This window comes from Bradyrhizobium sp. SRL28 (assembly GCF_018596315.1).
Classification (GTDB): domain Bacteria; phylum Pseudomonadota; class Alphaproteobacteria; order Rhizobiales; family Xanthobacteraceae; genus Bradyrhizobium.
The window spans coordinates 1-23,623 of sequence record NZ_JAHEAG010000067.1 but is presented as its reverse complement, the minus strand read 5'-3'; the positions used below and the strand labels follow the sequence as shown (position 1 = coordinate 23,623).

The 23,623-nt window shown below is 58.2% G+C and carries 16 protein-coding genes and 3 pseudogenes; 14 read left to right on the top strand and 5 right to left on the bottom strand.

The annotated features are described in order from the left end of the window. Positions 1 to 24: 24 nt before the first annotated feature. Both KIP88_RS42410 and KIP88_RS42405 read right to left on the bottom strand, forming a co-directional pair. The gene (locus tag KIP88_RS42410; protein ID WP_214494021.1) at positions 25 to 231 is read right to left on the bottom strand and encodes a hypothetical protein; all 207 of its coding nucleotides are present in this window, start codon (positions 229 to 231) and stop codon (positions 25 to 27) included. Further along, positions 228 to 806 carry an HNH endonuclease gene (locus KIP88_RS42405; RefSeq protein WP_214494020.1) on the bottom strand — a complete coding sequence of 193 codons (579 nt, stop codon included), beginning with the start codon at positions 804 to 806 and terminating at the stop codon, positions 228 to 230. The genes KIP88_RS42410 and KIP88_RS42405 overlap by 4 nt, the downstream gene beginning before the upstream one ends. 8 nt (positions 807 to 814) lie before the next feature. Between KIP88_RS42405 and KIP88_RS48795 the strand changes: the two are divergent. The 6 genes and pseudogenes from KIP88_RS48795 to KIP88_RS42375 all read left to right on the top strand — a co-directional run. Then, a pseudogene (locus KIP88_RS48795) lies at positions 815 to 1,306 on the top strand (bifunctional DNA primase/polymerase); the annotation flags it as partial. A 73-nt stretch (positions 1,307 to 1,379) separates the two neighbouring features. Further along, positions 1,380 to 2,717 carry a primase-helicase family protein gene (locus KIP88_RS47315; RefSeq protein ID WP_249791442.1) on the top strand — a complete coding sequence of 446 codons (1,338 nt, stop codon included), beginning with the start codon at positions 1,380 to 1,382 and terminating at the stop codon, positions 2,715 to 2,717. 1,906 nt (positions 2,718 to 4,623) lie between these two features. After that, the gene (locus tag KIP88_RS42390; protein ID WP_214494017.1) at positions 4,624 to 5,808 is read left to right on the top strand and encodes a TlpA disulfide reductase family protein; all 1,185 of its coding nucleotides are present in this window, start codon (positions 4,624 to 4,626) and stop codon (positions 5,806 to 5,808) included. 227 nt (positions 5,809 to 6,035) lie between these two features. After that, positions 6,036 to 6,270, top strand: a pseudogene (locus KIP88_RS42385) (transposase domain-containing protein); the annotation flags it as partial. Positions 6,271 to 6,407: 137 nt separating this feature from the next. After that, positions 6,408 to 8,246 (top strand): ABC transporter ATP-binding protein, encoded by a 1,839-nt coding sequence (locus tag KIP88_RS42380; protein ID WP_214494016.1) that lies wholly within the window; start codon positions 6,408 to 6,410, stop codon positions 8,244 to 8,246. 125 nt (positions 8,247 to 8,371) lie between these two features. Continuing rightward, positions 8,372 to 8,575 carry a hypothetical protein gene (locus tag KIP88_RS42375; RefSeq protein ID WP_214494015.1) on the top strand — a complete coding sequence of 68 codons (204 nt, stop codon included), beginning with the start codon at positions 8,372 to 8,374 and terminating at the stop codon, positions 8,573 to 8,575. Between the two features lie 143 nt (positions 8,576 to 8,718). On the opposite strand, the gene KIP88_RS42370 is transcribed toward KIP88_RS42375, so the two are convergent. Further along, on the bottom strand, positions 8,719 to 8,913 hold the full coding sequence (locus KIP88_RS42370; RefSeq protein WP_214494014.1) for a hypothetical protein: 195 nt from the start codon (positions 8,911 to 8,913) through the stop codon (positions 8,719 to 8,721). Positions 8,914 to 9,209: 296 nt separating this feature from the next. On the opposite strand from KIP88_RS42370, the gene KIP88_RS48790 reads away from it, so the two are divergent. The 7 genes and pseudogenes from KIP88_RS48790 (at position 9,210) to KIP88_RS42335 (ending at position 18,660) form a co-directional block, all read left to right on the top strand. Beyond that, on the top strand, positions 9,210 to 10,220 hold the full coding sequence (locus KIP88_RS48790) for a formyltransferase family protein (protein ID WP_374226591.1): 1,011 nt from the start codon (positions 9,210 to 9,212) through the stop codon (positions 10,218 to 10,220). A gap of 666 nt (positions 10,221 to 10,886) precedes the next feature. Continuing rightward, positions 10,887 to 12,575 carry an amino acid adenylation domain-containing protein gene (locus KIP88_RS42360; protein ID WP_214494012.1) on the top strand — a complete coding sequence of 563 codons (1,689 nt, stop codon included), beginning with the start codon at positions 10,887 to 10,889 and terminating at the stop codon, positions 12,573 to 12,575. Between the two features lie 5 nt (positions 12,576 to 12,580). Then, positions 12,581 to 12,754, top strand: coding sequence for a hypothetical protein (locus KIP88_RS42355; RefSeq protein WP_214494011.1), 174 nt, complete (start codon positions 12,581 to 12,583; stop codon positions 12,752 to 12,754). A gap of 50 nt (positions 12,755 to 12,804) precedes the next feature. Further along, entirely contained in the window at positions 12,805 to 13,044 is a 240-nt protein-coding gene (locus KIP88_RS42350; RefSeq protein WP_214494010.1) for a hypothetical protein, read from the top strand. Positions 13,045 to 13,305: 261 nt separating this feature from the next. Beyond that, positions 13,306 to 14,864 (top strand): annotated as a pseudogene (locus tag KIP88_RS42345) (ISL3 family transposase). Positions 14,865 to 15,341: 477 nt separating this feature from the next. Further along, positions 15,342 to 16,685 (top strand): IS5 family transposase, encoded by a 1,344-nt coding sequence (locus KIP88_RS42340; RefSeq protein WP_214494009.1) that lies wholly within the window; start codon positions 15,342 to 15,344, stop codon positions 16,683 to 16,685. Positions 16,686 to 18,501: 1,816 nt separating this feature from the next. Beyond that, positions 18,502 to 18,660 (top strand): hypothetical protein, encoded by a 159-nt coding sequence (locus KIP88_RS42335; protein WP_214494008.1) that lies wholly within the window; start codon positions 18,502 to 18,504, stop codon positions 18,658 to 18,660. Between the two features lie 1,034 nt (positions 18,661 to 19,694). Here the strand turns inward: KIP88_RS42335 and KIP88_RS42330 are convergent. Beyond that, positions 19,695 to 20,117, bottom strand: a complete 423-nt coding sequence (locus KIP88_RS42330) for a GNAT family N-acetyltransferase (protein WP_214494007.1) — start codon at positions 20,115 to 20,117, stop codon at positions 19,695 to 19,697. Positions 20,118 to 20,926: 809 nt separating this feature from the next. Here KIP88_RS42330 and ald point away from each other — a divergent pair. After that, entirely contained in the window at positions 20,927 to 22,039 is a 1,113-nt protein-coding gene (gene ald, locus KIP88_RS42325) for an alanine dehydrogenase (protein ID WP_214494006.1), read from the top strand. A 236-nt stretch (positions 22,040 to 22,275) separates the two neighbouring features. Here ald and KIP88_RS42320 read toward each other — a convergent pair whose 3' ends face one another. Beyond that, positions 22,276 to 23,421 (bottom strand): IS630 family transposase, encoded by a 1,146-nt coding sequence (locus KIP88_RS42320; RefSeq protein ID WP_214494005.1) that lies wholly within the window; start codon positions 23,419 to 23,421, stop codon positions 22,276 to 22,278. Positions 23,422 to 23,623 lie beyond the last annotated feature (202 nt).

Genomic DNA, 23,623 nt, shown 5'->3' with positions numbered 1-23,623 from the left:
TGAAGCCGGCGAGGGCTGCCGACACTATCGGAATATCGAACGGGATGGAGTTGAAGCGACGGTGCAATATTCGTCGAGCACCTGGCGCAGCTTCTTGCGATCGAGGACGCACCGGTCGGACTTCTCCAACCGAAGCACTTTACCGGTCTTGACCGATTTGAACGCCGCCAGGAAGTAGTTAATGTACACTTCCGTGTCGAACAGCGCGGCATCTGCAAGCGACGTCTTCATGGAAGCAAACCCAACTGTCGGTTGGTTTTTGCGAATTCGCCGAAATGCTTGATCGCGGCGACGTCATAGGCTTTTGCCCCTTCAATCTTGTCGACGAAATATCCGAGCTTGACGGCGGCCTTATTGACCTGAATTTGAACGAGATATTTCTGTAGCTTCGGAACCCACGAAACCCCTTTAAATCCGCTCGTGTTGTTCTTATGGAGACGACGATTGCGCTGGTTGTCGGAAGGTGTGCAGTCGCGCAACTCGACAATGGCGTTGTGGGAGCGCTCTCCGTGGCGATGATCGAGGTCGTCGGTCGGCCAGTGGCCATGCGAAAGCGCCCAAATCACGCGGTGAACGGTCGAATAGTATTTGACTCCGTCGATCGCGAAGGCGATCTGCAAATGACCGAGACCGTTATCGTTTCCGGCCTGCTTACCTGCGAATCGCTTGTTCCAAGCTACAATTCGATAATGGTCGACAGCGCGCCTGCGCCAGAACAGCAGGCCGCGCTTCGCATCACAGCGGAATAGCCGCCGCAATACTTGGACCGATACTGCTCGCTCGGTTTGTTGTCGGGACCGTTTCATTGGCCGATGTGGTCAGAGAGAAAGAGGGATGCCGGTTTCCCGACACCCCGAAGGATCGACTAGCCGAGAAGGTCTTCAACGATAGCTGGTCGACAGAACGTGTCGCTTCACTCGCCACCCTCACGAAGACACACCGGGATGGCTATAATCTCGGCGTTCGCCTTGGCGAGCCGTCGTTTTTCAACGATTTATACCTTCACTGCATCGATCTCGACATCCGCGACCCCGACAAAGCCGATGAGGCCTGGGGCGCGTTGCTCGAATTGATTCCGGAAGCACGTTCGCTGCCATCGGTCATCTCGGGCTCGATGGGCGAGAGCCGCCATCTGTATTTCCTGACCGATCGACCATTCCCGTCGAAAAAGCTGCGCCACTCCACAGAAAAAATTATCGGAAAAGACAAGAAGGCGCATTGGGCCTGGGAAATCGAGCGCTTCGGCACCGGCAAGCAGGTCGTCGTGCCGCCCTCGATCCATCCCGACACCGGCAAGCGCTACAAATGGGAGCGGGAATGGCCTGTGGATCGCCGTCGAACCCGATCCATCGTCATCCTGCGCGCGCTTCCTCGACCACTTGCGCGAAAACATCTGTGCCGGCGACGACAACGCCTATCAATGGGTGATCCGCTGGTTCGCCCACATGGTTCAGCGCCCCTGGGTAAAGCCCGGTACCGCGCTGGTGCTGAAGGGTCGCAAGGGCGCGGGCAAAGACACGATCGGCGACTACGTCGGCGGTCTTTTCCCCCATCATCACACCAAAATTTCGAACCCCGAACATCTGGTCGGCCGCTTCAACGCGCATCAGGAAAAGACCCTGCTGCTGCATGTCGAAGAAGGCTTCTGGGCCGGCGACAAAAAGGCCGAAGGGCAACTGAAGCACCTGATCACGTCCGAACAGGTGATGATCGAGAGCAAAGGCATCAACGCATTTCAAGTCGCGTCGGTGCTGCGCATCATAATCAGTTCGAACGAAGACTGGATCGTGCCGGCGACATTCGACGAGCGGCGCTTCTGCGTGCTCAACGTCGCCGATACCAGGGCGCGCGACACCGTCTACTTCGCCAAGCTGCGCGAGGAAATGCACCACGGCGGTCGCGCCGCGCTGCTGCACCACCTGCTCGACCTCGATTTGACCGGCTTCGACGTGCGCAACCCGCCGATGACCACCGGCCTGCGCGATCAGAAAATCGCCTCGCTCCGCGGCATCGAGCAATGGCTTTTCGAGATCCTGTCCTCCGGCCGCGCGCCCGGGGATTCGATGTTCGAGGACGTCGAGGTCTCCTGGGAAGACGCCTCGATCAAGGTCGCGGTCGACGATTTCCGTCTCAATTACGAGGACTGGTTAAGGCGACGCCGGTTTGCCGGCGATCCGCTCAACGCTTCACGGTTCGGCGTGCGTGTGCACCAAATTTTTCCAGCGATCACCCGCATTCACCCCAAGGTCGGCGATAAGAGGCAGTGGTATTATGTTATTCCCCGCATGGCTGAATGCCGCGCCGAATTCGAAAAATTGATTGGCAGCACGATCAAAATTGGGCCGGCGATTTCCCCCAAGACGACGATCTGCTCGGCTAAACGCCATAATTTTCCATGCGCGCGCCATCGAGAACATCCTCCAACAGGTCCTTTACCTCGTCCAAGGGGAAATCGATCAAGCCTAGTCGGTGCATCCTCGTCAGGCGGGCATATACGTGCCTCTCCGCGTCGGTGTCCTCTTTCGACACGTAAGCATCCCGATCGCCGTCATATTCGATCGCTTCAACCTCGCACGCTAAATTTTCGAGCCGCGATCTCAGGTTGTTCCATGCGTCCAATTCCCGTTTGGCCTGACTCATACTTGTCACTCCAATTCAATGTTCGAACGAAATATGTGCTCAGCATTGTTATTACAATCACGCTGCTGAAATTATAAATCAGCTGCGGCGCCCGAATTCCCAGCTTTCGGCGTCGATTTCGAAGCGTGGACGGGAAGCCTCCTGTACCGGTACAGGATGAATCCGGCTTCCTGTACGCGGCTAACGCTTTGATCGACCTATTGAAGAAAGGTTGGTACAGGAAGAACGGGCAAGACCAACCAAAATTCTCCAACGTGGGACAGAGACCATGAGGTGGTCGGACTGCCGACCTCCAGTTCGCGCGCATACACGAGAAACGTACCTATACTTCCTATACTTCCTATACTTCCTATACTTCCTATACTTCCTGTACTTACTGTACCGGGTATAAAAAACAATAATAAATCAGAGGTTTACAGCCGGTACGGGAAAATTGGGACTTCACATTCTTACCGTACGCTCCTGTACCAGGACAACATGAGACATTGTTGTCGAATTTTCACTTCTCGGTTTTTCGGGACATTCTGAGACAGCCCCGATTTCGTTACGTTTTCTCCGATGTTCTATAGGAAGATTTTCAAAACTCGCGATTGCCCCGGCTCTGCGCCCCCCGCGGAATGAGACGCCCTGAAGAGGGACCCGTAGCCAACCTGATACCCGACGACACAAGCCAAGACATGTTTGGCGCCCTATGCCCCTGAAGCCCTGATACCCAATGATACATAGGAATATAATCTGTCTCATATTGTCCTGTGCCAATGGGGCAGGGCTACTCTGCACTGCACCATGGGATAGCAGGGGCAGGGTAGCAGGGCAGCCCGAGGCAGGGCAGGCAGGGCCTCGCTGATCACAGGCGCCCTTGTCCGCTTCCATCCTAGATTAGCGCATAGGCGAGGCCGGCTAGTCGAACGGTCGCGCTACGCTCCGACCATGCGGTCCGTTCTTGTGAGCGTGCTATCCAGCGCTTCGACCGAATTGCGCAACCAAGACGAAATCAAGGCGCTCTACCTCGGCGCACGCCGCGAAGTGCAGTCGGCGAGAAGCCGCTGACGCATGCCGTTGCCTGACTTTGATTGTCAGAGAGGAAACTGGCCTGGCTACGGACAATCCAGCGCGCAAGATCAATCAAGACGTTTATTCTCGAAAGATAGGCGGAGCAATCGACATGTTCTCGACGATCTGCACTATGAACCCGACGATCGGCGGTATGGCGATCCGCAGGGCTTGCGCTAGGACGACAGTGTTCATGGGGCCAGCGGGGTGGGGCCAGCCGGGCCTCCTGGTCAGAAACTTGTGAGATGAACGCCCTCATAAGTCTTAGCTCGCATCGAGGCGAGCGGCGATATATTTTTCGATACGGAGGCAATGATTTTAGAACGGGATAGGGGTGTCAGGCACCCCCCGTGACCGCGACTGGACAGCAAAACTGATCGGAGTACCAGTTTGTGGTGCAGGAACCGCTTGGCGCGATGGCGAGCACTGGCAGTTTTAAGGCGCACCGATAAGCAGCACCCGCTGCAGTGCCCCGCGAATGATTCCGTCGTCATTAGACACGAACCCGCGTCGCCGGTCCACGGCTTCGGCTGTTTCGACTCCGATCTACAGCATCGCTCGCCTCTAATCCTGTCTGGCAGGGTGAGGGGTTAGCAAGTTCCGTTCGGTGACTCACAAACCAGCTTTTCTGGCCGCGCGAAGCGCGCAATTCGTGTCCAACACCTGACAGCGGCACAAAGCCCGTCAGGTTCAGAACACCGGTCGGCTGGGCGCGTGGAGTATTTTTCAAAGCGTGGTCAGACGCTTAATGCGCGCTGACGAAGATGGCACGGCTGTTGCTGTTGAGATCCTGCAACACTGAGAAAGGGCTGAGTGCGTCCAGAGCGAAAAACGAGCGATGCTCCTTCCCTTGAACCCGTGTGCCCCGTTCTGAGAGATAAGCTGGCGCAAAAAGTCGCGCAACGTTTGGCAATAGTTATGGAGAACAACATGATGCTGCGCATGGAGTCCCCAGCTCCTCCGATCAAGGTGAAGAACTGGCTGCGTGGCCAGCCCCTCACGAGCTTCCAGCCGGGAAAAGTGTACATCGTCGAATTTTGGGCAACTTGGTGCGGATCCTGTGTGGCGGCGATGCCCCATCTGGTGCAGCTGCAAGATAAATACAAAGACAGCGGAGTTGAGGTCCTCGGAGTCGCAGCTTATGAACGAGCTCGAACGGCGGACGAGGCCCGAACCAACTTGGACGCATGGTTGACCGAAAAGTTCTCGAATCTCAACTACCGGATCGGATTCGACTACACAGGGAAAATGAACAAGCTTTGGATGGATCCCAGCTTTTCTGTCATGATTCCCACCTCGTTCGTTGTCGACCGTGACGGCCACATCGCCTTTATCGGTTTTCCAACGCAACTCGATGACGTTCTGCCGAAAATTCTTAACGGCGGCTGGCGCACCAGCGATGAAGCTAGAGCCGCCGATACAGAGCGGATCGCCGAAGGCGAACGCACAATGCACGAAACGACGCGCAAGCGAGCGTTGACTGAGCCGATCTTCGCCAAACTTACGCCGGCGATGAAGGCGAAGGATTGGACGAAGGCGCTTTCGGCGCTCGAAGAGGCCGTCGCTGTAATGCCGGACGACGTCAACTTCCGCGTGCTCCATGCGGATCTGTTGCTTCACAAAGTGCACGACTTGCAGACCGGCTTGCCGGTCATGAGCCAATTGGTTCGCGACGCGATCGACAAAAAATCCGAGCTGTGGATGGCCGGGGCGATGCGCCAACTCTTCGATCCGGCGAATGACAACTCCCGCTTCCCGCCTGCCGAGCGCTTTGCGATGGGTAAGGAGTTGTCCGAACACATCCTGGCACTGAATCCTCCGCAAGGCGGCGACGGCTCCAAGTTCCTGTCCTATGGGGCGGTCGCTCAGTATTATTATGAGAGCGGCAACAAGGATCGCGCGATCGAGTTGGTCGAGGTGGCGCTGAAGTCGCTGGACGGTTCTGAGCCTATCCCCGACGAACTGAAACAGCACGTTATGTCGCTGTTGGTCCAAGCGCTGGCCAACTACAGGGGTGAGAAGGCTTCCTACGGGGCTCTTTGTGCGACTCCGCAAGACGGGTTTCCGAAAGAGTCAAAGCGCAGGCGCCGGAAGAGAAAACATGAAAAAGGGTAATAGTCGGAATTGCTCACGGGTGAATTCGTCCATTTCTTCGGCGGGCCAGTGGCAACTAAAGACCATCGAGTACAGCGCTGGATCGTTTGCGGCAGGTTGGACGTTCAAATTGCGATGACCTCCGGCCGGATCGAGGCGGACGTGATCTTCCAGGTGAAGTCGCGCCGTCATCCCATGATGCAAACACTCTGACGGTCTTCAGGTCTACACGAAATGCTGAACGACTCCTTCGTCATAAAAATGCACCCTTTGCGCACGGCCATGGCGGCGCCCGGACTTAGGCGGCCATCTCCATGCTTCTGCAGACGGGCGAAGATGAATGATGTCGATCCGCATGCCTGGCTCACACAAACTATCGAACGGATCGCGCAAGGCTGGCCGATTTCTCAGATCGATGCTCTCATGCCGTGGAACCCTCAAAGCTTGAACCGCTTCAGCTACGCTTACGCAAAGAGGGGATGAAATGGGCAGAAGATTTCGATCGCAGCCCCAAACTCCGGGCATTACTGCGTCGCCTCGGACGGCAGCGCCAAGCATTCGGCACATCGCGTCTGGATCAAAAGGGTCTTACGCCGCGTGTGGCAGAAACTGCTGGCGCCATGATCGTTAAAGATAACAAACCACCCATCGCAATCGGCGTGGTGATCCCATTCGTGTTCCGTCACTGGCTAAAGCAGCCCGTCCGCGTCGCGGTCGTCCTCGTCGGCTTCTTAGGGGCAACGGTGGCCGACCTGTTCATGCCGGTCTATTCCGGTGACTTGGTCGACGCGCTGACATCAGGTCCGTCCGACCAGGCAGCACGGCAGGCGGCGTTCGTCGCCTTCGGCGGCATCCTCGCGCTTGGCCTGATCTCGATCATATTCCGGTTAACAGGCTCGCTGGCGATCGTGCCGTTCACGCTGAAGACGATGTCGGATGTGGCGCGCGAGGCCTTCATGCGGGTGCAGCGGTTCTCGACTGACTGGCACGCCAACTCTTTCGCCGGTTCAACCGTGCGCAAGATCACACGCGGCATGTGGGCGCTCGAGCTGCTCAACAACACGATCCTGATGGCATTGTTGCCGTCGCTAGCGGTGCTCGTGGGCTCGATGATCCTGCTCGGTCTGCATTGGCCGGTCCTCGGCGGTGTGATCGGCCTCGGCGCGGTGATCTATGTCGCGATCACGATGGCATTCACGATCGGCTACATCGCGTCGGCGGCGCGCGTCTCCAACACCTGGGACACCAAGGTCGGCGGCACGCTGGCGGACTCGCTCACCTGCAATGCTGTGGTGAAATCCTTCGGTGCGGAGGCGCGCGAGGATGCTCGGCTTAACGGTGTCATCAGCCGCTGGCGGGCGCGGGTACTGCGCACCTGGCGGCGCTACAACGCCACCGGCACAGTGCAGCTCATGATGTTGTTGTGCTTTCGCGCTTCCGTGATCGGCGGCGCCATTCTGCTGTGGATTGACGGGCGCGCCTCGCCGGGCGACGTCACCTATGTGCTGACGAGCTACTATATCATCCACAGCTATTTACGCGACGTCGGCATGCACATCAACAATCTGCAGCATTCGGTGAACGACATGGAAGAGCTTGTCACCATCCATGGCGAGCCGATCGGCATTGTCGATGCGCCCGACGCCAAGCCGATCGACATTCAGGGCGGTAGGATCACGTTCAACGACGTGACTTTCCTTTATGTCGGGCATCACGCGCCGCTCTACGACGGATTGTCGATCGACATTCGCGCCGGCGAGCGCATCGGTCTGGTCGGCCGTTCCGGCTCCGGGAAGACCACGTTCGTCAAGCTGGTGCAACGGCTCTACGACGTCTCCGGCGGCCGTATCCTTATCGACGGCCAGGATATCGCGAGAGCGACGCAGCAATCGCTGCGGAGCCAAATCGCGATCGTGCAACAGGAGCCGATCCTGTTTCACCGCTCGCTGGCGGAGAACATCGCCTATGGCCGGCCCGGCGCCAGCATGGCGGCGATCGAGCAGGCGGCGCGGCTCGCCAACGCGCATGACTTCATCCTGCGACTGCCGAAAGGCTACGGCACGCTGGTCGGCGAGCGCGGCGTCAAGCTGTCGGGCGGCGAGCGGCAGCGCGTCGCGCTGGCGCGCGCGTTCCTGGCGGACGCGCCGGTGCTGATCCTGGATGAGGCAACCTCGAGCCTTGATTCCGAGTCAGAGGGCCTGATCCAGCAGGCGATGGAGCGGCTGATGAAGGAACGCACCTCGATCGTGATCGCACACCGGCTGTCGACGGTGCGCAGCCTCGACCGCATCCTGGTGTTCGACCGCGGCGAGATCGTCGAGCAGGGCACGCACGCGGCGCTGACGGCGCGCCCCGGCGGTGTCTATCGCGGGCTGTTCGAGCTGCAGGCCATCGAGTGCGGTCAGATCTCGGCGGCAGGCCAGACTAAAGCATGGCTGGCCGCATCCCCGCAGCCTTAGCGCTATTTACCTTGGCTGCAGCTGATTGGCATCGCGCCGGTCAACACTCCGGCATCGCATCGGTATTCACCGCGAAGGTGTAGGATTGTCTTGAGGGAGAGCGTCTCTAAAGCGGAATAGGGCGAATGTCGAAAGAACAATCTGAGTTTTCGGGCCTTTTGCTGGCGAGTGTTATGACCAAAGCGAAAAGAAACTATTCGCTCATCCTCGAGCACGATGTGAATGTCCTGTGGGAAAATATTGGCGGTGCTGACCCAACTATTTTCAAATTTCGTGGGACTGTTGCAGAAGCGAATGGCTGCCTGACGATTTTGAATTGCGCCAATTAGGCAAGGACTTTGAGAGGCGGATCTGGTGTCCAGGCGCTGATTACGAGAGACTTTTTCAAGACAAGATTGTCGTCAAGTTAAAGAAAGGGGACCCCCATCATCCTTAAGCAGACGTGCAAGTTTGCCTCAAGAGGTCACCTTCGTCATTTGACGGCCTGCATTGTCGTGTTCAGCCATGTCCAGTTAAAGACGTTATGTCCGCAACTCGACACTAACGCTAAAGTATTCTCCGCTTCGAAGCGAAGTGCATGGATTTGTTCCTTTTCAAGCAGGGCCTGCTCAACGTTTTGGGTGGCACGCTGATTGCTGGGAGACGGAGAAGGATCTGTTGCGATCATGCCGGTCCCGCAGCTGCCCGCCTACGGATACAAATGAAGCTTGCTCGACTGATCCAAATCCACGCCATGGAGGCTGCACTGTTGAGTGCGGCTTCATCAAGTGAAGCTTTGCCGCTTCCATCACGGGTTCCGCTGTCGTTGATCGCGCTGGATACCTCTCAACACTGGCTGGCTTTGATTAGCATTCAACCCGGTTACTCCCGAGCGAATGCAAATCAGTGTGACCGGGTTAAGTCGCGATGTGGTGCGGCGCATACGGCGAGAACTCCCCAACCTACAGCATGGAGTAGCTGAATATGGCACATTGGTCTGCTTCGGTGCTCGCAGACGCTTGCAAACCGGGCGATTGGGATGGGCAACCACCTGCAGTCGCATCAATTCGCTCCAGCATCCTTGTTGGCGGCGGTACGCTAGCTATCAGGTGTGCTCAGCTAGTAAGTAAGATGGGTCATGTCGTCTGCGCGGCGCTGTGTGCCGACGCCATATTCCGGGACTGGGCTTCTCGCGCCAATATCTTGTGTGTAGACAGTGTTGAAGAGCTCTCCGTGTTGATGAATGCCGACCCGGTAGACTGGATATTTTCCGTAGGAAATCCATTCATATTGCCACCGGATGTGCTTGCCCGAGTCCGTCAAGGCGCTTTCAATTACCAAGACGGCCCGTTGCCACGATATGCGGGAGCTCATTCGATGTCTTGGGCGCGGCTGGCACAAGAGACCGACTATGCCATCGGGTGGTATCGTATCAATGATGGTGTTAATAGGGGTGAGTTGGTGGTTGAGCGCCAAGTTTCTATTGCGCCAACCGATACGGCGTTGACCCTGAACCTCAAATGTCATGAAGCCGCTGTCGAAGGCTTCCGCGAGCTTCTAGCTGGCTTAACGAATGGAGAGCTCCATGCTGGTTCGCAGGCGCCAGTGGACGGAAGCGTTTCTCCGAGGCGTCGACGCCCAGATGCTGCGGGCTGTCTGCGATGGAATCGCTCCGCGCAAGATCTCTCAAGGATCACACGCGCCTTAGACTATGGACCGTATCATTCCAATCCGTTGTGTCTGCCGAAGGTGCACCTAGGGGATGATGTTGTCGCAGTCAGGCGCTTGAAGGTATCTGCTGGAGGCTGCGGCCTTCCGGCAGGGTCCCTGGTCGAAATCCACCGCAGCAACTGGCGTGTGGCGACAGGGACAGAGGATGTTGATGTTTGGTTTGGCAGCTCAGACGGTCTGACTCTGAATGCACGGACACTCGCGAGGCAGTCCGGTCTGAATGTAGGCGATCGCCTCCCGATTTTGAGCGATGAGGAGGCGTAGAGCATAACTGTTGCCCATGGAATGTTGGCGCCTCGGGAGAACTTTTGGCGGCAGCGGCTTGAGCAGTTTGAGGAATTGCAGATTCCGTTTCTGTCGTCTTCGGAAACTGCGGCTCCGCCCAGATGGCAGTCGAGTTCCTGGCTCATTCCAAGTGCCTTGGCCGAGTTGTCGCCATTTGATCGTACTGAGTACTTGCTGAGTGCTTGGCTGATCTATCTCGCTCGCATCACGGGAGAATCAGAGCTTCAACTGGGGTGGACTCCCGCAACGAATGGATCGCGAGCCGGGATGAGGGCGGTGGAGGTGCTTGTCGCCTCTGTCGTGCCGATGCAAATGACCATCGATCTCGGTCGAGATTTTGCGGGGGTACGCAGGGCGGTCGCGGCCGAATGCGCGGATCTGAGAGAGCACGATAGTTTTCCGCGGGATCTTATTGCGCGCTCTCCGACGTTGCGCGGCATGGAGGCGCTACAATCGCGCCGGCCTTGGCCGATTGGCGTGACGGTGACCGCGAATAGGTGTTCTGCCGCTGGTGATCTACCTTCAGGCCCGAATTCTGAGACAGCCCTTTCCGGTGATTTGCTGACGTTTGAGATCTGCGCTCTGGATGGGAGCTTTCGGTGGCACTTTGATGCTAGTCGCTTGGCACCCAAGCAGATCGACCGTATGACGCAGCACTTGCAAAGCTTGTTGTGTGCTGTGATAGCCGATGCGCAGCAACCGGTCGCACGGGTTGAGCTGCTGTCGTCCGACGAGCGCGCATACCTCTTGGAGGAGCTGAACCGGACGGCCGCGCCGTATCCGTCGAAGCGGTGCATCCATGAGCTGTTCGAGGCGCAGGTGCGGCAAGCGCCGGATGCGGTGGCGGTGGTCCATGAGGACGAGCGCTTAAGCTATGGCGAGCTCAATGCGCGGGCGAACCGGCTGGCGCATCATCTGATCGCGCTCGGGGTCAGGCCGGATCAGCCGGTGGCGATCTGCCTTCAGCGCAGCCCGGCGATGGTGGTGGGGCTCTTGGCGATCCTCAAGGCGGGCGGCGCGTATCTGCCGCTGGATCCGGCCTATCCGTCTGCGCGGCTGCGCCAGGTTTTCAAAGATGCGGCACCGCAGTTGGTGCTGGCCGATGCGGCGGGGCGCGCCGCACTGGGCGATGTGGGCGTCGATGTGAGGGTGGTCGATCTCGCGACTGCGACACCGACCTGGGCGAATCTGCCGGCGTCGAATCCGGATGCGGGCGCGCTCGGTCTGACCTCGCGCCATCTCGCCTATGTGATCTACACCTCGGAATCATCAGCCACGCCAAAAGGCGTCGAAATGTCCCACGGCTCGCTTGTGAATTTGCTCTGGTCATCACCAGAGCTTGGCGCGCCCAAACGACGCACACTTCAGTTCACGACCCTGAACTTCGGCGTGTCATTCCAGGAATTGTTCAGTTGCTGGAGGGACGGAGGGCTGCTCGTGCTCGCGCAGGAAGAGACCCGTGCGGACTTCTCCGCCTTGCTGGAATTTGTGTGGGGGGAGGCGATCGAGCGCCTTTTCCTCCCGTTCGTCGCGTTGAACCATTTTGCGGAGGTCTGGGGCGCTAAGGGAGTGCTGCTGCCCTCTCTGAGGGAGATCTATACTGGGGGTGAGCAATTGCGGGCCACCCCAATGCTCAGGTCGTTCTTCGAATTGCACCCGAGGGCGAGGTTGATCAATCAGTATGGGCATACAGAAACCCACGTCGTCACGGAGCACCGTCTCGGGGCGAACCCAGCATGTTGGCCGCAATTGCCTCCCATCGGTCGACCGATCGCGAACACGCGAGTTTACCTGCTTGATCGTCGTGGTGAACCCGTTCCGTTTGGGGCCGTGGGGGAGCTTTACATTGGCGGCGCGGGGGTGGCGCGTGGCTATCTGAACCGTCCCGAGCTGACGGCGGAGCGGTTTTTGGCCGATCCGTTCAGCACTGAGGCGGGGGCGCGGATGTACCGGACCGGCGACCTTGCGCGCTATCTGCCGGACGGCAATCTGGAGTTTTTGGGCCGCAACGACGACCAGGTGAAGATCCGCGGCTTCCGGATCGAGCCCGGCGAGATCGCGGCGCGGCTCGTTGAGCACGCCTCAGTGCGCGACGCGGTGGTGGTGGCGCAAGGGGAGGGTGCGGCCGGGAAGCGTCTTGTCGCCTATGCCGTTACGGCTGCCGAGCACGCCGGCGAAGCTCAGGGGCCTGAACTTGCCGCCACGCTGCGCACGCACTTAAGTGCGTGCCTGCCGGAGTACATCGTGCCGTCTGCGCTTTGTGCGCCTTGCGGCGCTGCCGCTGACGCCGAACGGCAAGTTCGATCTCAAGTCACTGCCGGCGCCGGAGGATGAGGCGTATGCAACGGGGCGGCTATGAGGCGCCGCAGGGCGAGATCGAGACCGCGCTGGAGCAGCTCCGGGCGGAGCTTCTGGGTCTCGCGCGGGTCGGGCGGCACGACCAATTGTTCGCGCTTGGCGGGCACTCGTATTGGCGGTGCGGCTTCTCAGTCGAGCGCTACATCGTGGGTTGAAGCTTAGCACCGCCTTATCTCTTCCAGGCTCCCGTCTTGAAGGAACTTGCATGAAGATTGATTTGGAGCCACACCGCAATACAGCTCAAGTGCTTTCCGTTCGTGCCACGGGATCGCAACCGCCGATCTTCTTTGTTCCGACAGGTCTGGGAGATTGTTCTTATGTGCTGAGCTTGGCAAAAGAAATGGACATAGACTGCCCTGTCTATGCTCTGGCATGGCCGCCTTTCAATGAAGTTTGTCCACCAACTCTTGAAGCGATGACCTCGCAAGTCATCTTGGCGACCTAGAGATTCAGCCGAAAGGCCCATATCGCTTGCCGGATATTCCTCAGGGGCAATGTTGGCTTACGGAGAGATGTGAGGGACACCGGTCGAGCAGCGGCGCTATGCCGAGCAACTCGAACACCTCATCATGCTCGACCGGTGTCGGTTCGGGTTTGGGGCGCCGTAAAGCAAGTTGCTGTCAATCGGCGTTCAAATTTGGCTCTGACTCACTTTTGATGAAGTTCAGGCGCCGGCTCGCGTTGGTTTCACAAGGGAATCAACATGATGCAGCGAGCCCTGCGACCGTCGGCCCTGATCCCTCCTGGGTTTGACGTGGAGAGCGCCGTCTGTGATGGCGCCACGACCGTGATCACCATCCGTCCCAGGAGCGACAAGAGTCTTTGTCCCGGATGCGGAGCCAGTTCCGGGCGAATTCATAGCCGATATCAACGATGTCTTACCGATCTGCCGCTGGCGGGGCGGCCGGTTCGTCTGGTGGTCGTGGCGCGCCGCTTCCGCTGCGTCACCGTTATGTGCAGTCAACGTATTTTCACCGAGCGCTTCGATGACGGGGCGCTCTGGCGCCGTGGGCGCGACGAACGGCGCGGCTCGATCTTCTGGTCCATCACCTTGGGCTTGCCCTGGGTGGCCGCCCGGCCGCAAGTTTTACCCGTCGACTTATGCTGCCCGTGAGCAACGATACATTACTTCGGGTCGTGCGAAGGCGCGGTTGCCAGCCCTTTGCTGTGCCGAGCGTGATCGGTATCGACGACTGGGCGTGGCGGCGCAATCAGCGGTACGGAACAATCATCTGCGACCTCGAGCGGCGACGACCGATCGCCCTGTTACCCGACAGAGAGCCCGCTACCGCACAGGCTTGGCTCGCGGGGCAGCCGCAAATTGCTGTGGTCGCGCGCGATCGCGGCGGTGGTTACGCCCTTGCTGTAGCCAAGGCGCTCCCGCAGGCCACCCAGGTTGCTGACCGCTGGCATTTGATGGAGAACGCCAGCCACGCCTTCCTCGATGCAGTCCGCAAATCCATGCGCCAGGTTCGTGTGGCGGTCGGCGCCGCCACAATAAATCCTGCCTTGCTGACCGCCGCCGAGCGCATCCAGTATGAAGGCTATCTACGGCGTGAGGACACCAACGCGGCAATCTTCAGACAGGCTGAGACGGGTGTCTCCATAAAGGAGATCGTGCGACTTACGGGACATAGCCGGGGCCTCGTCCGCAAAGTTCTGCGAGGTCAGCGAACGGACGTGTTCAGGGTGCGCGAGAGCTCACTCGAGCACCATCTGCCATGGCTCGACGCCCAGTGGGCTTCAGGCCATTATAACGGAGCCGACCTGTGGCGTCGCCTTAAGGTGCTAGGCTTTAGGGGCTCTGAGCGAGTTGTTAGAGAGTGGGCGACACGCCGTCGGCGCGCCGAAACGCCCGATGCTCAAAGTCTACAGCGCGTGCCGTCTGCCAGAACCATCGCCCGCCTGATGACCAATGGCCGCGATGCGCTATCAAAGTCTGAGACCGTTACCATCGCGGCGATCGAGCAAGGCGTTCCTCTGCTGGTGGAAGCTCGCGAAATCATCACCGCTTTCCACGCCATGATCCGCAAGAAGACTCACGTGGATCTTGACCCATGGCTGGAACGAGCATGCGCAAGTCTCGTCGCATCCTTCGCCAACGGCATCACCAAAGATAAGGCCGCCATCAACGCTGCGATTACAACATCTTGGTCCAACGGGCAGACCGAAGGTCAGATTACCAAGCTCAAGCTCGTCAAGCGTCAGATGTACGGGCGCGCCAAGCTCGACCTTCTTCAGGCCCGCTTGATCGGCGCTACATGATCACCAATGCACCAAAATTGCGTCAGAGCCAATTTTGAAGGCCGAATGACACATTGTATGCGAAGTACGAGTTGTCTTTGTAATCAAACATGTGGGCTTCACCTCGCGTTACTTGCACTGAGAAGTAGGATGGTGCGTCGTGGTCATAGTCGCTGTACACTCCAAGCATTCAGTGAGTATAAAGGGCGACTTTTCACCGTGATGGTACAGGTTCAGTCTCGCCAGTGACGTAGTGGATGACGTAGTTGCATCCGCTACCTGCGCCGCCGCGTGCGCGCGCCGATCCCGCAATAAACAGTCGACCGTGAAATATCCCGAAGCAATTGATCAGCAATAGAAATCGCCGGAATTGCTGCGATTGGATTCGCCAGAAATTGAGGTTCGGGCGCCGGTTTTCTTGCAAATTCGCGTTGGGGATTCCCTCGAATCTGAAGCTGTGATTCTCTTAGTTTGGTGGGATCGAGCGGAGGGATTTCGATGCGGCCACGAGAGCGTCGGGAGAGCGGCGAGCAGGATCTGTTTCGGTCGCGGCTCGATCAGGTCATCAACATGGACCACGCGCTGGTGAAGCTGGCGCGGACGATCGACTGGGGGTTTCTGGAACAGAAATTCGGCGCCGTGTACGCCGATGGTTCCGGCCGGCCGCCGTTGCCAACCCGGCTGATGGCGGGGCTTGCGATTCTCAAGCACACCTACAACCTCAGCGACGAGATGGTGTGTGAACTGTGGATCGAGAACCCGTACTACCAATACTTCTGCGGGGAGGAGTTTTTCCAGCATCGGCTTCCGCTCGATCGCTCCTCGATGACCAACTGGCGCCATCGCATGGGCGACGAGCGGCTGCAGGCGCTGCTGCAGGAGAGCCTGGCGGTCGCTACCAGGACTGGCGCGATGAAGCCCGGCGATCTCGCCCGCGTCATTGTCGATACCACGGTACAGCCGAAGAACATTACCTTCCCGACCGACGCCAAGCTATTGAACCGGGCGCGTGAGAAGCTGGTGAAGCTGGCCAAAAAGCTGGGCGTGGGGCTACGGCAGTCTTACACGCGGGTCGGCAAGTTCGAACTTATCCGGCATCAGCGTTACGCCCATGCCAAGCAGTTCAAACGCGCCAACAGGGCTTTGCGCAAGCTCAAGACCTATCTCGGCCGCGTCATCCGCGACATTGCCCGCAAGATCGATGGTGATCCCGGGCTTGAGGCAGCGTTCGCTCATCTCCTGAGCCTGGCGCGGCGCGTCCGCGCTCAAGAGCGCGGACAGCGCGGCCCCAAGGTCTACAGCCTGCACGCGCCCGAGGTGGAGTGCATCGGCAAGGGCAAGCCGCACAAGCCTTACGAGTTCGGCGTCAAGGTCAGCGTTGCCACCCCCCTCAAGCACAGCAAGGGCGGCCAGTTCGTCGTCCATGCGCAAGCGCTGCCAGGTAGCCCCTATGATGGCCATACGCTGGCGGCCGTCATTCCGGCGATCGAGCAACTCGTCGGCAATACGATCGAACGGCTCCACGCCGATGCCGGTTACCGCGGCCACAACGCGCCGCCCGAGTACAAGTTCAAAGTCTACACGTCTAGGCAGAAGCGTCGTGTGACCCCGGCCATCAAGCGCGAGATGAAACGCCGCGCCGCCGTCGAACCAGTCATCGGCCATACGAAGGAGGAGCATCGACTGGGCCGCAACTATCTCGCCGGACGCCACGGCGACGCCAACAACACCATCCTTGCCGCGGCAGGTTACAACTTCCGCCGCCTCATCAGGTGGCTAAGCGATCTGTTGCGCCTCATTCTGGCGATGCTCTTCGCGAACTCAAAATCGCTGCCCGTCTGAAAAAGGCCGTTCTTCACGGACGACTAAACATCACGAGCGCATTGGTTGATGCGCCTGTAAAATGTGTGTGAATAAGCAAGCAACGTGCCGAACTCCAAAACTTCAGATTCTGCAGGCGCTTCATACTGAATCTGTTCAAGCGACTTGAACATTACGTGGCGTCAGGGTGTAGAGATTCTCACCAAGCTAACGAACGGGGAATGCCCGCCGATGCTATTGTTCATTTTGCTGTCGATTTTCTTCGCTGTGTTCGGCATACTTTACGCCATGAGCCTATGGCTCTCCCGTGGGGACCGCGAGCGCGACGCGCCTTGCGTTCGCCCCACCCAAACACCCAAACGACGAGCATTCAAACCTGACAATCAGGAGAGCGCCTCACCCGACGGGGCCGCACGGTTAGCGCGGCTCGCCGCGGACTCTAACTCCATCTGGAGGAAATACGTAGTGGCAGCTCACTGCGCTATCGCAATGGCGAATGTATCCGGAACAGACAGACGTGCATTGTGCCGCCACCGTTGTGGCGTGGCTCAACTCTCGGGGGCAGGATTTTAACCGGAAGTCCCAATCCCACGGTCGCCGCGTTCGCCTGCCGGTTCCCAGTCATGGAGGAGGTCGGGCACGGCGAATTCAAAGGCAAGCGGGACAACTCCTCCAGGAGCCAGCCCGCTCAAGATCAATCAGGACTATGTGTCGGAGACGCGGATCCACCATCGGATCCATTGGTCCGGTCACCTCCTGAAGCTTGCAAGTCGCCGAGCCGACATTGACCCGCGCTCATTCGATGGACGGGCTGCTACCCGTCTATGACTATGGTCTCGCGGCTTCGAGGCGGTTTAGATCGACGTTGGCTTCCCGGAATGGCGTCAATTGGTTCGCGACGCGATCGACAAGAAGTCCGAGCGGGGATGACTATGGCTTTAAGCCAACTGCTCCAGCGGCTCCAGCACGAAACGACCCAATTTTCAATTCGCAGGTATGCTAACCATTCACACCTATTCTGATAGCGAAATTCAACCTGGGCAACAGATCATCCGAGGCGGTAAAGGGCAATTTGCAAAAATGGCACGAAATCCTGGGCTGTCAGGGCGAAGGAGAGGGCGGCCCTGTGCCTCAGGATTCGAACTGGGTGCCACAGGCCCGAGCGACCTCGAAAGAACGGCCCTATTTGGGAGTTCTACAAGCCTTCGAAATATCGATCGAAGGCTGTAAGGCGTCGGCCGGGTATTTTCACGTCGTCGCGCCCATAGATCTCACGGCGCAGGTACTTTAACTCGCTTTCGCACTCTTTGCCCTGACATCCAGATACCAGGCCCGACGGCTCCCATCGCCGTGTGAGCTCCAGCGATCGCGTCGCGCTTTGAGGACGTCGCGGTACGGCAATCGGCGGCCTTGGAGTGCAAATGGGACGGTTAAGACGCTTACTCAGCAGGCCTCTGTTTTGAGCCTTGGTGCGCCCATTAAACAAACCCAACAGTTGCGGCATCAGTGACGTCGTACCGACCGGTTTGCACCATTTTCGGGCGCGGCGTAGCAAAACGAGTGAGCTTCAAGCGCGAACCGATTCTCAGCGCACTCAAATGGTCGGGCACTTCGGTGAGCTTCCGGATCTCATTGACCTCGCTGAAATCGCTGATGGCTGGTCGCCGCCAGCACAGGCGGACTATCGGTTGGTGAAATCCGTCAAAGAAGGGGCTTGATCGCGGAATTTCAGCGTCGATGTGGGAATTGTTGCATTAATCAATTTCGTCGCATCCTTACTGTTCAGGGCCACGTACGCGCGTTGATTCGATGCGCGCATTTCCAGGGGAGTCTTATTATGGCTAAAGTGCCTCCATTTCACTCGAAAAAGCCGAATGCAAGAAACGTCTATCACGACAACGACAAGTGCACCGAGGGTAACAACATCGAGCGGCAATATCTCGCCTCCGGCACTGCCGGGCGACCGCGCTGCGAACATTGCATCCGCCTAGCCTAGTTCACCCGCTGCCGTGGTGCAGATGATTAACCTGCGCCACGGCCCTTCTAGCCGGCCATCTACGACATCGCAGAACCACTGCAAGCGCGCCCAGAGGAGTTTGATCATGGCTATGATCCGGCTCGCCCCGAGATCAGCGCGACCTCGGATCTTAGGACCGCTGACAAGATCTCAGACCGGAGTGGAGCATACTAACAATCTCACCCTATGAAATTTATACTCGTGAATATAGAACCCCGCGCGGCGACAGAGCTTGCACCGAATGTTCTCAGTCCTTGTCCAGGTTACGTGCGAGATGTGGTAACGCGCATAGAATATTGCGACTACGATTGCTATCGACGCTGCCAGTTAAGGGCCATGCCTTTTCCGTACCTTACAAGGCGTGTCGATTCTAGGCACGACACGCAAGATCTCGTCCCTCTTGGGCTCGCGGCCTAGTAACTGCGGCTTCGTGCTGGTTTCAGGTCGAGGCGGCCTCGATGTCATGGATCAACACAGCGGCGCGTTTCGGCGAGCCGTCTACGGCTGAGCGACCGCCCTCGGCTTAAGCTCGGCGGAGTCGTGGAGACCTTGCTCACTTCGGTGGTGAGTGCGGCTTTGAACTTGTTAGAGCTTGCTTCATGGCCAGCACGGCGACCGAGCTGCCCTCAGGCAACGCATTGACTATGTTGCGATGCAATTGGCGCTCATAGGTGTCACGAAGAGAAATTGTGCTTCTATGTCGCAATTTGCGTCTGGTTCGTCGCAAATGGAAGTGGTCCGCACATCTTGTGTCCTGACAGAATGAGGTACGAGAGCGGCTAATCGTCCACACTCGTTTCCGCCGACGACCATGGCGCTGACGTTTGCGCACCATACGACGGCCTCCCACCGCATCCAAAATCCGTTGTCAAGGGTACAAGTTTCGTACGCGGAGCCCTTGGCGCGGCTCGACTAAGTGGCGAAACGGTGTCGGGGCGCGCGCCCCCGCGGCCGTACTCCAATTATCAGGAGCGGATACAATGATTCGAAAAGACGCCGTTGAAGAAGAAGGCCTATGAGGATGCTTCTAAGTTCTTGGTCATAAGAGCCCGGAATGTTCCGGGTGGGTCGGAAGGTATTCGGCCGAGGGCCATCCATCCGTTTCGAGCGTAGAAATCAGGAAAACTGATCGTGTAGAGGAAAGCCGACCGGCAGCCACGCCTTCGACCCTCGTCTTCAAATTCCTTCAAAATCTTTGTTCCCCAGCCCCTTCCGCGAAATTCCCGTGGTAGAAAAAATGAGTCGAGGAACAACAATCCCGCCGATGAAAGGCCCATCGCACCGCCAAAAACGCGCCCGTTTTCGAGGTGCCTTAAGACCACAGCAAGGGGGCGGCCATTGCTGTTTCCGGTGGTAATATCAATCAAATCGTCACGCCCCTCGATCGCCTTGACGATTGTAGAAGCGATTACGTCAGTTACAACGATGTCTGGCATTCTCTTCCCTTCACGTGCAAACTATCGCAAAAGCTTACCGCAAAAAAAGGACAATCAAATCAACTTGCGATCCCAGATGAACGCAACCGGACTGCACCGATCTGCTCGGCAACGCGCGCGAACCGATACAGAAATCCTGGACTATGGGGAGTAAGACATCAGACAAATACAAGCAGCCGTCGACAGTCACTGCGCTGCATAAACATCTGTTTGGTCCCTCGCTTCAAGTTGCTGCGGCAGCGACCGCATCGCTTTAGGAGCGGAGCGAACATCAAATTGAGTGCATGAGATCACCGCGTTTATGAGTACATGGCTACCAGATTGGACATCGCTTTTCGCGACGCCAAGTATAATGGGTCCATGTTGAAGTTCGCTCAGGAGCATTGGCAAGCAGAGCGACCATTGACTGCTCTCTTGACCTCCTCATGATTCTGAATAGCCGCGCGCACGACTCAGACTACATGGACGGGCGAACTTTGAAACTACCAAGATCGATAGTCGATATTATTGTTCCTGAAAGCATCATCGTGCCGAATCCGTTCAGGGCTAAGTAAGCGCGATAATTTGTGATGTCCTTCGTCTTCCAATGACTGCGGCGCGCTATCGCAGTGCAGGGTGTTGCCATAAATTTCGTCGCGTTAATGCTAAGGACGATAAGAATTGTGGATCGATTTCGTCGGCGTCCATCTGTTCCGAAATCCTGCGTTGCGGCGCCAAAAATCGCCGGATTTCTTCACCATTTGGGCATCTGCGTTGCGGTTTGAATCGCTCTTCCGATTAGATAGGTGGTCCCGTTAAGGAGAATGCGAATGAAGGTCGGTGTTCCCAAGGAAATCAAGACCCACGAATATCGCGTCGGTCTGACGCCTGGAGCCGTCCGCGAATATGTGGCCGCCGGCCACAGCGTGCTGGTCGAGACCAATGCCGGCGCCGGCATTGGCGCAACGGATGATAAATATCGCAAGGCAGGCGCAACGATTCTGGACTCCGCTCATGAGATATTTGCATCGAGCGAGATCATCATAAAGGTCAAGGAGCCCCAGCAGTCCGAATGGACCCAGCTGCGAGAGAATCAGCTTCTCTTCACTTATCTGCATCTGGCGCCGGACCCGGAGCAGGCTAAGGGCCTCATAGAATCTGGGTGCACCGCAATCGCCTACGAAACTGTGACTGATGCACGTGGCGGCCTTCCGCTGCTTGCGCCGATGAGTGAGGTCGCGGGCAGGCTTTCGATCGAAGCAGCCGGTGCGGCCCTGAAGCGGTATGCGGGCGGGCGGGGGCTGTTGATCGGTGGTGTGCCGGGTGTCCAGCCGGCCCGTATCGTGGTGATCGGAGGCGGCGTTGTCGGTACGCATGCGGCGCGGATGGCGGCGGGCTTGGGTGCCGAGGTCACGATCATTGACCGCTCGATACCCCGCCTTCGCGAGCTGGATGAGCTATTCGAAGGGCGCGTTCGCACCAGGTTCTCGACAATTGACGCCGTGGAGGAAGAGGTATTTTCGGCGGACGTAGTCATTGGCGCGGTGCTCGTTCCCGGCGCGAGTGCGCCGAAACTTGTTAGCCGCGGCATGTTGAGCTCGATGCGCAAGGGCTCGGTGATCGTGGATGTAGCTATCGATCAGGGCGGCTGCTTCGAGACATCACGTCCGACGACCCACGCTGATCCAACTTACGAGATGGACGGCGTCATTCATTACTGCGTGGCCAATATGCCGGGAGCTGTCCCGCTGACCTCGAGCCAGGCCCTGAATAACGCCACGCTGCCATTTGGTTTGGCTCTGGCCAACAAGGGATTTTCCGCCGTGCTCGAAAATCCACATCTGCGCGCAGGCCTCAACGTCCACCGAGGCCGGCTAACTTATAGGGCCGTGGCCGAGAGTCTCGGCCTGCCATTCTCACCGATCGAACAGGCTGCGGCCTGATCCCAGAGGCCCGTTGAGGGCGTTTCCTCCCTAACTTGGGCCACTCGTTCGGAGTGGCCCTCTTTTTAGGACTCTATCAATCTGCCAAGCGTGGTTTGATTTGCCTTGGAACTCGACGATTAAGTCGGGCGGCGATGGAGACGCAAGTTTCTTTTTTCCTCTAACTCTTGACGTTTTCTTTCGCCTTCCCCAGGAATCACCGACACTAGGTCAGCGTTTTCTTGATTTGAATCATATCAAGCGGCCTCGGCGAGTTTGTAGGACCAAGTGTGGATGACAGGATGGCGATTGACATCGTCGATGCCGGCCATGATGCGCTCCTTGAGTTCGTGTTTTGATGCCACCCGTATGTGGCGCAGGACTGAACGAGCGAACTTGGAGAAGAAGCCCTCGATGAGATTGAGCCACGAGCCGTGCTTGGGTGTGAAGGTAAGTTCGAAGCGTCCGGCCGGCTGAGCGGCGAGCCAAGTTCTGGTTTCTCTCGAGATGTGCGCGGAATGATTGTCGAGGATCAGCTTGATTGCGGTGCCCGCCGGGTAAGCGGCATCGAGAAGCCTGAGGAATTCGATGAACTCTCGGCTGCGATGGCGGTCCCTCACGAGCGCGTGGACCTTGCCGGTGAGCAGATCAATCCCGGCCAACAGGCTGAGCGTGCCATGGCGCTTGTATTCATGATCGCGCGCAAAGGTGGCGTGGACGCCGGGTTCGGGCGGCAAATCCGGCGCCGTCGTTGCGATAGCCTGGATTCCCGGCTTCTCATCACAGGAGACGATCGTCACCGGCTTTCCACGCCTTTTCGATTTGGCAGGGGCTTTTTTCAGAACGGCGACTTCACGATAGACACACAGAACCTCCGCCATCTTCCGTTCGAACTCGGTGTCTCGATTCTCAAGATAGTAGCGCACCTTGTGCGGCTTGATTTCCTCCTTGCCAAGGATCTTGCACACCGTTCCCTGGACCAAATTGGTCAACCACGTGTGCCCCGCCGCCGGTCCGTGCTCGCGCGCATGGCGTGCCAACAGCCGCGTCGTCCACAACTCATGCGGATAGCCGTGGTCCTTGGCCTTGTCGCACGCCAGCGACGTCAGCCAGGCCTTGGCCTCCGGCGTGATCGTCGGCTCCTTGCCTGGCCGCGGTCGATCGTCGAGCGCCGCCAGCGATCCATAGGCGAGCGCGCGCTCGACGCAACGCTGCACCGTCTGGTGATGGACCCCAAGTCTTTGCCCCACTGCGCAGAACGAAGGCTTCTCGCGATAGGCCAGAAATATCTGCGCCCGCGACACCCGGCTCGCCAGTTCGAGCCTCGACCGCGAAAGCGCCGTCAACGTTGCAATCTCTTCCTCGGTCATCGCCAATTCGACCGCTCGCCGCCATCCTGCCATGATACCGTTCCTCGTTTCGCCGATCGCCAACGAGGAATCCGCCAACAGCCCATCCGTTCCATCAGCGCAGGGCCTCTCCATGATCGCAGCTTTCATGGAATCGGTCGTCTAGTGGTTCATCATAGTGATTTTGACGTTTTGATACCGAGCCATTCGAGGATGGGCAAGTTTTCCGGTGGCAAGAGAATCTCGATGCTTCTGA

Excerpts from the sequence above, each read along its gene's own strand:
- KIP88_RS42410 (WP_214494021.1), bottom strand. The coding sequence starts at position 231 with ATGAAGACGTCGCTTGCAGATGCCGCGCTGTTCGACACGGAAGTGTAC.
- KIP88_RS42405 (WP_214494020.1), bottom strand. The coding sequence starts at position 806 with ATGAAACGGTCCCGACAACAAACCGAGCGAGCAGTATCGGTCCAAGTA.
- KIP88_RS42390 (WP_214494017.1), top strand. The coding sequence starts at position 4,624 with ATGATGCTGCGCATGGAGTCCCCAGCTCCTCCGATCAAGGTGAAGAAC.
- KIP88_RS42380 (WP_214494016.1), top strand. The coding sequence starts at position 6,408 with ATGATCGTTAAAGATAACAAACCACCCATCGCAATCGGCGTGGTGATC.
- KIP88_RS42375 (WP_214494015.1), top strand. The coding sequence starts at position 8,372 with ATGTCGAAAGAACAATCTGAGTTTTCGGGCCTTTTGCTGGCGAGTGTT.
- KIP88_RS42370 (WP_214494014.1), bottom strand. The coding sequence starts at position 8,913 with ATGATCGCAACAGATCCTTCTCCGTCTCCCAGCAATCAGCGTGCCACC.
- KIP88_RS48790 (WP_374226591.1), top strand. The coding sequence starts at position 9,210 with ATGGCACATTGGTCTGCTTCGGTGCTCGCAGACGCTTGCAAACCGGGC.
- KIP88_RS42360 (WP_214494012.1), top strand. The coding sequence starts at position 10,887 with ATGACGCAGCACTTGCAAAGCTTGTTGTGTGCTGTGATAGCCGATGCG.
- KIP88_RS42355 (WP_214494011.1), top strand. The coding sequence starts at position 12,581 with ATGCAACGGGGCGGCTATGAGGCGCCGCAGGGCGAGATCGAGACCGCG.
- KIP88_RS42350 (WP_214494010.1), top strand. The coding sequence starts at position 12,805 with ATGAAGATTGATTTGGAGCCACACCGCAATACAGCTCAAGTGCTTTCC.
- KIP88_RS42340 (WP_214494009.1), top strand. The coding sequence starts at position 15,342 with ATGCGGCCACGAGAGCGTCGGGAGAGCGGCGAGCAGGATCTGTTTCGG.
- KIP88_RS42335 (WP_214494008.1), top strand. The coding sequence starts at position 18,502 with ATGGCTAAAGTGCCTCCATTTCACTCGAAAAAGCCGAATGCAAGAAAC.
- KIP88_RS42330 (WP_214494007.1), bottom strand. The coding sequence starts at position 20,117 with ATGCCAGACATCGTTGTAACTGACGTAATCGCTTCTACAATCGTCAAG.
- ald (WP_214494006.1), top strand. The coding sequence starts at position 20,927 with ATGAAGGTCGGTGTTCCCAAGGAAATCAAGACCCACGAATATCGCGTC.
- KIP88_RS42320 (WP_214494005.1), bottom strand. The coding sequence starts at position 23,421 with ATGGCAGGATGGCGGCGAGCGGTCGAATTGGCGATGACCGAGGAAGAG.